The 14,617-nt window shown below is 52.5% G+C and carries 7 protein-coding genes; 2 read left to right on the top strand and 5 right to left on the bottom strand.

Translation table 11 applies throughout. From position 1 onward, the window contains the following. Window position 1: 1 nt before the first annotated feature. The 4 genes from IKB43_08390 to IKB43_08375 form a co-directional block, all read right to left on the bottom strand. Window positions 2-3,268, bottom strand: a complete 3,267-nt coding sequence (locus IKB43_08390; protein MBR2470151.1) for a carbohydrate-binding protein — start codon at window positions 3,266-3,268, stop codon at window positions 2-4. A gap of 166 nt (window positions 3,269-3,434) precedes the next feature. Further along, window positions 3,435-6,302, bottom strand: coding sequence for a carbohydrate-binding protein (locus IKB43_08385; GenBank protein ID MBR2470150.1), 2,868 nt, complete (start codon window positions 6,300-6,302; stop codon window positions 3,435-3,437). 417 nt (window positions 6,303-6,719) lie between these two features. After that, complete coding sequence (locus IKB43_08380; protein MBR2470149.1) at window positions 6,720-7,946, bottom strand: MFS transporter; 1,227 nt, start codon at window positions 7,944-7,946, stop codon at window positions 6,720-6,722. After that, entirely contained in the window at window positions 7,940-10,240 is a 2,301-nt protein-coding gene (locus tag IKB43_08375; protein ID MBR2470148.1) for an AMP-binding protein, read from the bottom strand. The genes IKB43_08380 and IKB43_08375 overlap by 7 nt, the downstream gene beginning before the upstream one ends. 105 nt (window positions 10,241-10,345) lie before the next feature. Here IKB43_08375 and IKB43_08370 point away from each other — a divergent pair, with 105 nt between their 5' ends. Both IKB43_08370 and IKB43_08365 read left to right on the top strand, forming a co-directional pair. After that, a complete protein-coding gene (locus tag IKB43_08370) occupies window positions 10,346-11,638 on the top strand; it encodes an aminotransferase class I/II-fold pyridoxal phosphate-dependent enzyme (GenBank protein MBR2470147.1) in 1,293 nt (430 codons plus the stop codon). Between the two features lie 30 nt (window positions 11,639-11,668). Then, entirely contained in the window at window positions 11,669-12,958 is a 1,290-nt protein-coding gene (locus IKB43_08365) for a citrate synthase (protein MBR2470146.1), read from the top strand. A 121-nt stretch (window positions 12,959-13,079) separates the two neighbouring features. On the opposite strand, the gene IKB43_08360 is transcribed toward IKB43_08365, so the two are convergent. After that, a complete protein-coding gene (locus tag IKB43_08360) occupies window positions 13,080-14,357 on the bottom strand; it encodes an O-acetylhomoserine aminocarboxypropyltransferase/cysteine synthase (GenBank protein ID MBR2470145.1) in 1,278 nt (425 codons plus the stop codon). Window positions 14,358-14,617: the final 260 nt, after the last annotated feature.

Raw genomic sequence — 14,617 nt, 5'->3', positions numbered from 1 at the left:
CTTATCTACGCATAACCTTGATGGTCTTGTTAAACTTGGCACTACCATAAATACTGCGAATATTCACTAGGTAAATGCCACAGCCGTAATCTTGGAGGCTTACCGATGCCGTGCCGTTTGTCGTCACGATAGATTTTTGTGTCATCAGGTTTTTGCCACTAAAATCAGTCACGGTAATTTTTGCATTCTGCGGAACCCCGGTCATGAACACGATATTGTTCGAAACGCTAGAATGGAATTTTGCTACAGAATTCGGCACGACAAATGATATATTTTCCGACAGGGTGAGCTTAATCTGATCCAAATTCGGCCCATCGCCATCAATGGTAGCAAACTCAATTTCGTTCACACCGGCAACAAGGTTGAGTGTAATGTCGACCGTTTTCCAGTCAGTCCATGTTCCCGTTGAGGCAAATTCCATCTGTACGGCTTCTTCACCACCCACCCTAATGCAAAGTTTACGTGTTTCGTCTTTGCCAAGGGCGTAGGTGAGTGTCACGGTGTATTCACCAGCAGCCTTTACTGTTACAGGGATCTTCGTGGAACTGCCTGCGGTTGCAGCAAAGTTCACATAGCCCGTTCCAGCAAATCCTGTGTTGCGGTCTTCAAAGATTGCGTCATTTGCAAGCGTTCCATCTTCGGCCTGGTAAACACCGTCGGCACTTCCTGCAGCAGAAGCCGGAGTCACGGAACTGCTAGATGCCGGCGTAACAGCTTCCGAGGAAGAAGAACTTGTGGGAGTAGTAGCACTTGCGGCAAGTTGCTGGGTCACGCCGATATAACGGCCGAAGGAGTCGCCTTCCTTGTCCTTAAGCGTAAACTTGATGTAGCCAACGCCACCGAAATTATCGGCAAGCTTGACCGTCATCTTGGAGCCGTTCACAGTTGCAGTCACGCCTGTCGGAGCGGAAACCGTGTAAGTTCCGTTGTCATAGCCTGCAGTAAACTGCGAAAGGTCAATCACCTGGGTTTCACCCTTTGCAAAAGTATAGTGGGCGCGAGCCATCCACTCCAGGTAGCGTTCCAGTTCTGTCCAACCATCACCCAGGCGGTCCTTATTCGCATCGCTAAAGTCGCCACTCTTGGATTTCGGATTATAGCCATACATATTTTCCCACCAGTCCGGGAGACCGTCAAGGTCGCTATCGTAACCGTCTGCCCAGCTCGCACTCGGATACGGTTCCCAGCCCTTGATATTCGCGGTATCGGTGACATCAGTTTCACGGTCAGGGATTCCGGGGAGTCCGCTCTTGGAACCCGTGGCGCTATAGGTTCCGTTCTTGGTTTCGCGAATCATACGCTGATCGTGGTTGTCTAAAATTGGCATACGCTGGCCCACATCGCTCAACACGTCCTTATAGGCAGCCTTTGCGCCCTGGATGGTCGCATAAGATTCAAAGAAGGGCTTGCTGTTCCACACATTCCAATTGAGATTCTGTCCATTATTCAGGGTGTAGCGTTTGCAGGCGTCTGCTTTTCCGGACCCGCCATTCGATGTGCTACCGTCATTCGTACCATCGCACTTAAACGAGCCATCCTTAAGTTGCAAGACATTGTTGTGGAAGTAATACGCCTGCGAACCATTGCCAGTTCCTTCGAGATCCGCACTCAGCACATAATCCAAGATGCGCGATGCAGCTCCCGCCTTGTAGTAATTGCCGACAAAGTTCACCTCATGAGCGCCGCCATCCGTGACGCGGCCTTCCCAGTTATAGACCACATTGTTGAAAATATCCAAGCGACCGGCATAATAACCATTACCATCAAGGCCGCCGCCCATACTCCAGTTACGGCCCTCGTTATGGGCCAGCAAGTTGTGGTGGAAACTTCCGATGTCACCACCGATGGTCGCCGCGTATCCATGCCCCGTACCCGACGGATAATTCTGGTGGTCGGCCACGTTTAAGGCTTCCGAAATCAAGGTGCGTTGAAGAGTGATATTCTTGCCGCCGCGGCTAGAGAACGCCTCGTCAATGGTCCAGCTGATAGATGCGTGATCCAGAATGCTGTGGTCGCCACCGGTGAGTCCCATTCCGTCATAAGTTTGACCGTATCCCAGACGCACTCGCATAAAACGGATAATCATGTCGTTGCCGGTAAAACCGATGGGAGCACTCTTAATGGTAATTCCTTTACCCGGCGCAGACTGTCCTGCAATCGTCACTTGGCTATGATTACACACCAAGCGGGACTTGAGCTGAATCATGCCCGCCACCTTGAACATAATGGTACGCGGGCCAATATCCGCCGTGCACGCCTCGCGCAAACTGCCTGCGCCATCGTCGTTCAGGTTTGTCACATAAACCACCTTGCCACCACGACCACCGAGAGCGTTACGGCCATAGCCTTCGGCACCTTCAAATGCAAGACGTCCCGGCTTAAAGCTCCACACATTGCCCTGAGTCACCGTAGAACCGTTCACTTCATCTACGCGCCAGTAATAAGTCGAAAGCGGAGTCGTTCCCGAAACCTTGTAGGTCGTGCCGGACTGTTCGCCCTTGTAAATCGCTGTCGTGCTAGTTGTTGCTTTTGCGACCGAGGTAGAATCCGTGCCAAAGAATACGCGGTGCTTGGTCGCGCCGCTTGCCGCCGTCCAGGTCAGCGTGAGAGCGCCATTGTCGTGTGGGGTGTGGTAATCCAAATCCGTTGGTGAAGGGCTGGAAGCCTGTGCCGCCACATTCGGAACATCGAGTTCAAACGCATTCAAAGTCGCCGTGCTCAGATTCAACTTGATTGCCGTAGAAGCGGAAGTCCCGCTTACAGAGAACGTCACATACGCCGTAGCGGCCTCGGATGTCGAAAGCGCACGGTTCGTCGGATTCACGGAAGTTTGCTTGGAGTTATTCACATAGACATCGATGCTGTTCGATGTCGCCGTACCGCTGACATCGTTAAGATAAAGCAACAAACTGTGCGAGCCAGCGGCAAGATTCGAGAAAGTGAGCGTAATGTTACCGCCGTTTTCAATAATCACGCCGTCGCAAACCAGTTTTGCGTAGCTCGGGGACTGCACGCCCGCCTTGTACCAGGTGGCCTTAATATTTCTGCTACCGGCGATTCCGATTTTTACGCCCGAAAGGGTCGTGTCCTTGGAAGTGACACCCGAAACCACCCACGGAATATAGTTGGGCTCCGTAACTTCGCTCGAATTGCGCCCGCTCATGTCGAAGTCCACCTTGACAATCGGGGAACCCGCATAAACATGGGTCACCCCCACAAGTCCAAGGGCAAACGCCCATGTCAACATTTTATGTCTAAAGCATCCCATAATAATCTCCTATACCATAAAAATTACACTCGTTTACACAACAAGGGTAGGGTTTTGCAAATTAAGGGTTGTCCCTAGACAACCAGCAAAAATTTCATTTGTCTACAATAAAAGACATCCCGACATTCGCCGGGGTGCTTCGGTTGGGGATTTGAGAGATTAATTTTTACCTGTTGATTTTTGTTCGCATCACGTTTTTAAGTTTCTTGCCGTTGAACTTTACCTGAACCACGTAAATTCCTCCAGGTAGATTTTTTACCTGTTCGCCCAGGTCAGTATTCCCTGCCGGAACGTTCTTGGCAATTCGCGCTATACAGTGGCCCTTCATGTCAAAAAAGCCCAATTCTACATTGCCGCCATGGTGTGTGACAATCGTATTTTCACTAAAGTTCACATATACGCCATTAGCGAGGCGGAGATTTGAATTGAGTGCCGCACTTTCAGACTCGCCTGCCTTTACTTGCAGAGAGTCTATTCCCGAAAGCTGAGATTCGCTCTCATAAAGGCTCACTCCCGGTACGTCGAAAGCCAATTGGTCTAAATTCGGAGCTCCGTTTTCTTCCAGGGACTTCAAATAAAGAATGTTGAGGCCCGCCTTCAAGTTTACAGAAACCATTACGGAATCCCACGTATCCCAATCCGCAGTCGGCGCGAAGGTCAGCGAACCAATCAGGTCGTCATTCATCTTCACCATAATGCGGCGCGTATCCGTCTTTCCGTGAGCATAGCGCAGCACCATCGTGGCATTGTCGTAGGCCTTTGGCGAAACAAGGTGGTAAATACCATAACTATCCAGGCTATTTTCAAAGTCGTAGAATCCTTCGCCACGGAAGTTTTCATGGTTATTATTTGCCATGCCCTTCGCATCGGTCGGAACAGCAGCCTCAATGTCACTCAAAATCGACACCGGTGCCGGACCGGATTCTACAACGCTCAAGATAGTGATAGTCCCGCTGCGAGTAGCCTCGCCAAAGTCAGCATTTCCACCCTTGGTCGTAATCGTATAGGTAAATTCACCTTCTACAGTCGGAGTCCCGCTAAAATAGAGCGAACTTGTGGAAGCGTTCCAAGCCGCTGTTACTCCCGCCGGAAGGCCTTCTACCGTAGCCCCATCGGCATATTGAATCGCAAAAGTAAACGGCACAATGGCATCACCCTTCACGATAAACTGGCTAGAACTTCCTGCCCCCTGTTTCACGATTGCGGCCGCCTTCGGCGTGTTGTCGCCAATAAGCGTAATATCGGGCACCGGGAACTTGCCCTTGTTGCCGTGCAGCCAAAATCCTAGATGCGGTGGCTGGTTGTAGGCGGTGTTCTGCCAGCTCATTCCCAGGCGATAAACTGGATCATGGGCCAGCGTATACATGCGATGTTCTGTCGGAATCGTGGTCGTGTAGATGTAAAGCTTAGACGCCCCATCGTGCAGAATGACTTCTTCTCGCCAATCGCCAAGAATGTCTCCGCTAAAGTTCGGCGTTGCCTTGGTGGTGTTGCAACTGTTGCCCTGCATCTGGAAAATCGTACTGCTCTGCAGCTTGGCGTGGTCCCACTTGCTAATGGTCGTATTGTCTAAAAGCTCATCAAGCAGGTCGCCATCCCAGTAAATGCGGAAGTTATAGGCAGGCCGCTTATCCGCCTTCCAGATAGCACCCTTCGCCGTATAGGTGTTCCAGTTGGCTGCAGACCAAAGTTCGTGCCCGCGGCTGTTTGAATCTACATCGCCCGCAACTCCGCGGCCGTTGTCGCCGGAGCTGGTCTCGCTAAAAAGCAACTTGCCGGTGCGGGCATCGTGCAAATCGTAACCATAGGGTTTTTCTTCATGGACCTGCCAAACTTCAAGACCTGCATTATCGGGGTCCAGGTCGCTCAGGTGCATAGCATCGCCGTGGCCCTTGCCCGTGCGGTACATGAATTTGCCATCGTGGTCAATGGCACAGCTCCCTTCGATGATTTCGTCAAAGCCGTCGCCATCCACATCGCCCGCCGAAACGTTGTGATTGCCCTGTCCATAGCATTCCTGACCGCTTGTAGCTGCGTTGTAGTACCAACGCTGCGTAAGCGACTTTCCATCCCAATCGTAAGCGGTAATCGCCATGCGGGTGTAATAGCCACGCTGAAACACCATACTTGGTTTTTTGCCATCAAGGTAGGCATTTGTCGCCAGGAATCGATCCACGCGGTTGCCGTAACTATCGCCCCAGCTCTTGACCGTGCCGCGTCCGGGGTTATAATCCACCGTCGCCATTTCCTTGCCGGTCTCGCCGTTGAAAATCGTGAGCCACTCAGGTCCCGAGAGAATGTATCCGTTGGAGTTTCTATAATCCTTGCTATGGTCGGCACCCTTCGCCGAACCGAGCGACAGGTAACTACCGCTTCCATCTTTTGTGCCGGGGGCCGTCTTCACGGCAAATTCCGCCCTGCCATCGCTATCATAGTCGCCAACGAGCATCTGCGTATAATGAGCTCCCGCACGAATGTTCACACCAAGGTCAATGCGCCATAGTTTCTTGCCGTTCATCTTGTAGCAATCAATGATCACATTGCCGGTCTTGCCCTTCTGCGAATTATCTTTGGAATTACTCGGATCCCACTTGAGAATAAGCTCAAATTCACCGTCACCATCCACATCGCCTACCGCAATATCGTTGGGGCTATAGGTATAGTCGCTACCGCCATTCGGCCGGTCAAGATTCACAGTCAAAAACTGGTCATTCCACACAGAGACCGCTGCATCTGCTGCCTGTTCCTTGCCACCGACAACGGCCTTCACGGAGTACTTACTTGCGGTAGTTCCCTTCGTGTCGGTATAGTTGCTCGCCTGCGTACCGGTAAAACTTGCGATTTTCTCGCCGTCACGATACAAATTAAAGCCCGTTGCCTCGCCATCGGTTCCGAGAACGCGCCAGCTGAGGAACACACCCCCGCTCGTCTTAACGGCAACTAGGCCGCGATTCAGCCACTCCATCTGCCGCGCTGCCTGAGCCATAGAAAAGCCCATACAAAGGGCCAACCCAAAACACCAAAATTTTTTCATACACCCATTCCGTTTTTTTGTCAAAATCAATCCCTAGACCTCGACAGCCATAATATATATATAAGGCTCCCAAAATAGGCAAAAAACCAAATTTTAGCGTTGTCCATGGACTACGGCCATAGATTGCGAAAAATGACGAGCGTTTTGGCACCCGTCATATTAAAAAAAGAGAGAGAAAAATGACATTACAAAAATTGAATTACCCCAAGAGGATATACATCGCCAGGGTAAACACCACAAAGGCCGTGGCGGTAAGCGCAGACGGCACAAACTTTCTGTCTTTCATAATGAACTCCTTTGTTAAGGGTTTCTCATTTCACTCCCTTAATATACACTCGTGAATTAATACTGTCAAATATATTGTTTCTATGTAATTGATAGAAATAATTTATGAATAATAAATGACAAGTTTTGAGATTAATGATTCCGCCGACCAATAACGAACTGACTGGCGGCCAGAAACAGCGAGACCGCCGCAAGGGTGCACATCGCCACCATCACCGACGAAATAGAGGTTTCCTTGAGCATGAGGGTAAACACCGTGCTCAAGAACAGGGCGCCTACCTTCTTTACGAAATTCAGGGTCACCATATTGGACTGCCTCTTTATGGGGTCCTCCACCAGGAGTGATTCATTCTGAACCGCAGTCACGTAAGGGTCACGGACAAAGGACATGCCCAGGTACCCCAACGAAAGCAAAAACAGTGTAGGTGCGGTCGGGCGGCACACCCACGGCAAAATCTGGAATGCCAGCGAAACCGCAAGTACCAGCTGTAGGGCGAGATACAGCCTCCGGCCCAACCGACTGAAGAATTTCGACATCAAAACATTCGAAAGAAAGCGAAACAGATAGACCAGAAAAGACACGACCCCAAGCAATTTCAATGTTTGGGTAAGGTCAATCTTTAAAGTCAGGGCCTCCTGGAAATTGATACGGGCATAAGAAAGCCCTATGCCGGTCATGGCCGTCAAAAGCCCAAAGGAAACGAGAAGAGGAATGCCTAAAAACACCTTGTTCCGTTTAATTATTTGGGGCTTCTCGTCAGTTTGTTTTTCTTCAACAGTTCCGCAACAAGACGTTATCATAAAAGACAACAGAACGCCCAAGGCGCAAAAGATTATGCACCCGAACATAGGGAAATAGGGATTGCACGAAAAAAGAAACCCGCACAACAAAGATGAAAGCATCATCAACAAGCAGGCCATATTGTTGGCATCTGACTGGAATGCCACATATTCATTGTCCCTGCCGTCTTGAACCAGTTTTTCTTTAAGGAGCGCGGCCCCCAGCAAGTTGAAGGTAAAACCGATACATTTGGCGATTCCCCCTGCCATAATCACCCAGTAGTTCGGGGCAAAGGTAAAGCACAGGGCCGACAGCAGGAAAAAGAGGCTGCCCAACTGAACCGACCGGCGTGTTCCCACGGCGTGAATACATTTGAGCAAGGGGTACTGGACGATTACGGAAAAGAGCAAGGAAAAGGAAATCAAAAAAGAAAACTGGGCAAAGGACACTCCCTTTACCGCATGGAGAAACATGACGTCGCAGACGACGAAAAACAAATGCTCCGCCTCTATGGCGTTTTGCCACGGAAAGAGCCTGTAGAACCTGCAAGAATACCGACGGCGTAATTCTTCTAGCATAACTCCCAGGTCCAGTTGATACGTCCGGAACGGCAATACCTCTCTGAAAAATCGACAGCGATGGACTTGACCGACCGCAGCACAAGATCGTTAAAGGCACCCGGGAAAAGCACCGACGAGAGGCAAATCCTTGCCGCCAGAACCCCTTGCAGCTGCCTTTTGGTCTCTTCCAAAAATTTTACGTCGTGGGTATCGCAATAGTAACCGATGAATCTTTCAAAAATATTTTCCGCCTCGCCCTTTGAAACGCCGGTCCGTTCCCTGTAACTCTGGTCGTCTTCGAAAGAGGGTAAGAAAACATAATGGGAATACATGCAGACCAAGTCGAATACCGGATGTCCCTTGCCGCACAAGGTAAAATCGATAAAGGTCAATCCGTTTTCGTTGAAGATGGCGTTTCCGGCATGGCAGTCCCCATGGACAAAGCCGTCGCTATCGGGAATGCACCTGAATACATTGCAAATCTTTTCGATATCCTGAACGGAGAACTTATCCTTGCTCAGATTTTTGGCAATGGAGATGGACATTTCCTTCTGGTCGGGCAAACTCGTATCCTGTACCCTTATCTGGTGAAATTTCCTGACCATTTCGGCATATCTTTTCAGCAGTTCGTCCCGCCTACGGGGGCACCTGAAAAGCAGAGACTCCAAATTCTCACCCGGCACATAGTCCATGATAATCCCGTAACGCTTTCGCGAATGAACGACATCGTAGGCTTCCGGAGAGGGAATGTTCATCCGGTGCGCCAGACGGGTCTTTTCGTATTCCCCCTGGATAGTCGCAAAAGGGACGGATGCATGGAACAATTTCATCACCTTGTCTTTCCCTAGCCCAAGAACTGTCGATGTCCGGCCCTTCCCAACGACAGGAAGTTTTGACGATTCTATCTTGTCCAATTCGCTCCAGTCCCCTTCTTTGGGCAAAAGACGGCGCCGATCCAGTTTTCCGGTTTCCAGAATCGGGAAATGGGGCAACCTGACAAAATTGGTGGGAACCATATATTCGGGGAGAACCTTCATCAGTTTTTCTCTGGCAGACACCACATCGATATCTGCTTCGCCCGTATAAAAAACAACTACGGAAAAGATATCCTTATAGACAAACCCGCGGACCACGGGGTTTTTGATACCGCAAATTTCTGAAACCAGTCTTTCGATTTCTTCGGGTTCAACCCTGAAGCCCTGTACCTTGAACATCTCCGTAAAACGGCCACGGACAACGAATCCCCCTGGCGTCAATTTTCCGGCATCGCCCGTATGGATGATGCCATCGCGAACAAGCCTTTTTGTTTCGCCTGGCAGATGGAGATAACCTCGAATATAGGGAGACCTGAAACAGATTTCGCCCTCCTCTTGGCCCGCGCTTTTCCCATCTTCGTTCAGCACGAGCAGTTCAGCATCCGACTCGGGGAACCCCACCAGAGCAGGGGTCTCCGGACGGCTCAACTTATGGACCGCAAGGAGGCAGCCCGCTTCTGTAGAAGCGTAGGTATTATAACATTCGACTCCCTCCACACACAGGCCGTCGGCGGGCTCGCTAGAAATTATGCACAGCCTCCAGGGCAGTTTCAAGGACGGATGTTTTCGCAAAAAAGCGGGCGTCACGTAGCCGGCGTTGACATGGTTCAGCGCCAAATACTCCAGGAACCTTTCTTCGGTTTCCCCATACCCGTACGGCATAATGGCGACGGTTATTCCGGCAGTGACCGCCATGGCAAAGGCAATAGGAAAGGAGACGAAATTCAGGGGGCTCATCAAGAGAAAAACATCCCGGGTTTGCAAAAAGGGCTTTCCTTCGCATCGAGCCGATTTCCCCGCATTTTCCAGGGAGCCATATTCGTGAAGCACTCCCTTGGGTGTTCCTGAAGTTCCCGAGGTGTAGGCGATATAACAGAGACTATGCAGATTTTCGGGGACGAATCCATCCATGGGGTCCGTTGCAAGGATTTCCAGAAAAGCTTTTTCGTCCACGTACTCCCTGCACTGGCAGTCGTGGCGGATAAAGGCTGTCCTCTGCACGCTGTTGTCCGTTTCGGTAAGCACAAAGGCCGCCCCTGCACGCATGGTCCCCACGATGGCGGCATAAAGTCCAAGCCCCCTGGGCAGGCAGTACATGACCGTATCTTCGGGGCCGACGCCCCTTTTCTTGAGGTAGGCGTAAATCTTGCCCGAAAGACTCCAGAGGTCTCCATAGGTAAGGCTCTCCTTCGGCTCGTATAAGGCCGCTGCCCTTTCCGGGAAAAAACGGGAAAGATATTCCAGTTTTTCAAGAATTGTACAATCCGAATACTCCACAGTGCCAATATACACTTTTCCTGCATTTCCTGGGCCCTGGACCCTACCTTCTACCCCCTAAAAAAACTATCTTTGGCCTCGGAATTTTTTAACAGGACCAAGGTCATGAGCTACAATCCTCTCGCAGAACAGGCCAACGCGGAACTTTCCGCAAACGGCTGCAGCGTACTTTCCATGCTTTCCGAAAGGGGCAAGGCAATCTTCTTCCCCCGCAAGGGCATTCTGGGCCAGGGCGCCGAAGCCAAGGGCAAAGAAATCAACGCCACCATCGGCACCGCCCTGGAAGACGACGGTAGCCCCCTGGTTCTCGACTGCGTGCTCAAGAGCCTGAACCTGCCCAAGCAGGCCTTCCTCTACGCCCCCAGTTTCGGAAACCCCGACCTGCGCAAGGCCTGGAAAGAGCAGATTGTCCGCAAGAACCCGAGCCTCGCAGGCAAGGCTTTTAGCAACCCGGTTGTGACCTGCGCCCTGACCCACGCCATCAGCTGTGCGGGCTACCTTTTCTTGGATCCGGGCGACGAGGTGATTATCCCCGACCTTTACTGGGACAACTACGAACTGGTCTTCGTGAACAGCTGCGGTGCAAAGATCAAGACCTTCAACACCTTCAAGGACGGCGGTTTCGATACGGAAGCCCTTAAAAAGGCCCTTTCCGAGAGCAAGAGCCAGAAGAAGGTGGTGCTGTTGAACTTCCCCAACAACCCCACGGGCTATACCGCCACCGAAAAGGAAGCCGTCGAAATCGCGAAGATCCTTACGGACTGCGCAAACGCGGGCAACAAGGTGGTGGCCCTGCTGGACGACGCCTACTTTGGACTGGTCTATGAGGACGGCGTGACCAAGGAGTCCCTGTTCAGCAAGGTGCTGGACGCAAGCGAGAACCTGCTGGCCGTGAAGCTGGACGGCCCCACCAAGGAAGACTACGTGTGGGGTTTCCGCGTCGGGTTCATGAGTTTCGGTTTCAAGGGCGCCACGGAAGCCCAGCTGAAGGCCCTGGAAGACAAGGCCGCAGGCGTGGTCCGCGGAAACATCAGCAACGGCCCAAGCATCAGCCAGCGGATCCTGCTGGCCGCCTTCCAGAGTCCGGAATACCTGCAGCAGAAAGCCGAGAAGTTCGCCATCCTCAAGAAGCGCTACGACATCATCAAGCAGGTGCTGGCCGACCACCCCGAATACAAGGAGGCCTTCGAGGCCATGCCCTGCAACAGCGGCTACTTCATGTGCGTAAAGCCCAAGGGCGTAGATGCCGAACTGCTCCGCCAGAAGCTCATCAGCGACTACAGCACGGGTACCATCATGCTTTCGGGCCTTATCCGCGTGGCATTCAGCGCCGTACCTACCGACAAGTTGGGCAAGCTGTTCGAAAATATTTATAATTGCATTATGAAGATGAAATAGGGTTTTGGTCAAAACCCTACTGGAGGAATCATGTCCGATAAAGCGACCTTGAATTACAACGGAAAGAGTTACGAGCTCCCCGTGGTTGAAGGCACCGAAAACGAACACGGTCTCGACATCAGCACTTTGCGCAAGAGTTCCGGCCTGGTGACCCTGGACTACGGTTACCTGAACACGGGCAGCACCAAGAGTTCCATTACCTACGTGGACGGCGAGAAGGGGATTCTCCGTTACCGCGGCTACTCCATCGAGGACCTGGCCGAAAAGGCCACCTTCCCCGAAACCGCATGGCTCCTGATTTACGGCGAGCTGCCCAACCCCGAGCAGCTGGGGCATTTCCGCACGCTGCTTACCGAAAACGCCCTGCTCCACGAAAACCTGCTGCACTTTTTCCGTGAGATGCCGCCCAGCGCCCACCCCATGGGCATTCTCAGTTCCATCGTGAACGCCGTGGGACTTTTCACCCCCCGCTTCTACGACGACGAAAACATCGCCAGCGCTTTTGAGCTGACCACCGCGGGTCTCATCTCCAAGATTCGCACCATCGCTGCCTTCTCTTACAAGGCAAGCATCGGTGAACCCTTCGTTTACCCCGAAGCAGAACGCAGCTACTGCAGCAACTTCTTGAACATGATGTTCAGCAGCAAGGCCAGGCCCTATCACCTGGACCCCATTATGGAAAAGGCACTGAACACCCTGTTGATTGTGCACGCCGACCACGAGCAGAACTGCTCCACTTCTACCGTGCGTATGGTGGGCAGCTCCCAGGCGAACCTTTACGCCAGCATCTGCGCCGGCATCTGCGCCCTGTGGGGCCCGCTTCACGGCGGCGCCAACCAGGCCGTTCTGGAAACGCTTCTCCGTATCCAGAACAGCGGCATGACCATCGAACAGGTGATGGAAAAGGCCAAGGACAAGAACGACCCCTTCCGTCTTTCTGGATTCGGCCACCGGGTGTACAAGAGTTATGACCCCCGCGCGAAAGTCTTGAAAAAGCTCATGGGCCAGGTGTTCGAGCACGAACATATCAACGACCCGTTGCTGGAAATCGCGCTCAAGCTCGAAGAAGCCGCCCTGAAGGACGACTACTTTATCGCCCGCAAGCTCTACCCCAACGTGGACTTCTATTCGGGCATTCTCTACCGCGCCATGGGTATCCCCACCAACATGCTCACGGTGATGTTTGCCATCGGCCGCTTGCCCGGCTGGATTGCCCACTGGAAAGAGATGCACGACGACCCGAATTCCAAGATCAACAGGCCCCGCCAGATTTACGTAGGCGAAACGGCCCGCCCCTGGATCGACAGAAACAAGCGATAAAAAGTCCCTTTAAAGGAGATGCCCGCTCAAGGCGGGCATGACAATTGAAAAAAATTCCTCGGTTCTAGACCGAGGATTTTTTTTGTGGCCCCGGTACTGCGACCGGGGTGACAGACGGGAATTACACCTTGTCGAGGGCCTGCGTAAGGTCGGCGATGATGTCTTCGACGTTCTCGATACCCACGCTGAAGCGGATCAGGTCCGGAGCGACGCCTGCTTCGATGAGCTGTTCGTCGCTGAGCTGACGGTGGGTGTGGCTTGCCGGATGCAGCACGCAACTGCGGGCGTCGGCCACGTGGGTCACGATGCAAATCATCTTGAGATTGTCCATGAACTGGATGCTTTTCTCGCGGCCACCCTTGATACCGAAGGTGAGCACGCCGCACGGGAGCCCGCCCTTGAATTGTTTCTGCGCAAGTTCGTGGTACTTGTTGCCCTCGAGGCCCGCATAGTCTACCCAGGCCACCTTCGGGTGGTTCTGCAGGAACTTCGCACAGGCGAGAGCGTTTTCGCAGTGGCGCGGCATGCGCAGGTGAAGCGTTTCAAGGCCAACGTTCAGGAGGAACGCGTTCTGCGGAGCCTGGATGCTGCCGAGGTCGCGCATGAGCTGTGCTGTAGCCTTCGTGATGAAGGCGCCCTTGCCGAAAGCCTTCGTGTAGGCAAGGCCGTGGTAGCTCGGGTCCGGTTCGGTGAGGCCCTTGAACTTGTCGTGATGGGCTTCCCAGTCAAAGTTTCCGCTATCCACGATGCAGCCACCCACGGCCATCGCGTGACCGTCCATGTACTTGGTGGTGGAATGCGTCACGATGTCCACGCCGAATTCGATCGGGCGGCAGAGTATGGGTGTCGGGAACGTGTTATCGACAATCATCGGCACGCCGTGCTTGTGGGCAAGCTTCGCGAAGCGCTCCAGGTCCAAAATCTTGCCGGCGGGGTTAGCCACCGTTTCGCCGAAGAAGCACTTGGTGTTCGGGCGGAAAGCCTTCTCGATTTCTTCGTCGCTCGCGTCCTGGTCCACGAACGTGCATTCGATGCCGAGCTTCTTCATGGTAACGCTGAAGAGGTTGCTCGTACCGCCGTAGATGGCGCTGGTGCTGATGAAGTGGTCGCCCGCTTCGCAGATGTTGAACACGGCGAAGAAGTTCGCTGCCTGACCGGAGCTGGTGAGCATCGCTGCCACTCCGCCTTCCATGGCCGCAATCTTGGACGCCACGGCGTCGTTGGTGGGGTTCTGCAGGCGCGTGTAGAAGTAGCCCGACGCCTTCAGGTCGAACAGGTCGGCCATGGCGTTGCTGGACTCGTACTTGAAAGTGGTGCTCTGGTAGATGGGGAGAACGCGGGGTTCGCCGTTTTTCGGCTGCCAGCCGCCCTGGACGCACAAAGTTTCGATCTTGGACATTTTTGCCTCTTGTTTAATTTCAAAACCAAATATAGATAGTGAGGTATGTCAGACGAGAGACGAAAGACGAGAGACGAGAGATAATTCTAGCCCATTCAGTCTTTCGAAACACGGCTTTAGCATATCATTTCGGTAGGCAAATATAGAAAAAGACTATACCCTGTCAATGCACTTATGCAAATATTCGCATAGATCATAACAACCTTAACGCACACAAAAAAAGAAGCCCGGTCTAACCGGGCATGACATGTTGTGCAGCT

Source organism: Fibrobacter sp., from assembly GCA_017503015.1.
Lineage (GTDB): Bacteria > Fibrobacterota > Fibrobacteria > Fibrobacterales > Fibrobacteraceae > Fibrobacter.
Note: the sequence above shows the minus strand (reverse complement) of the source record. Positions and strands in the feature narration are given on the sequence as shown.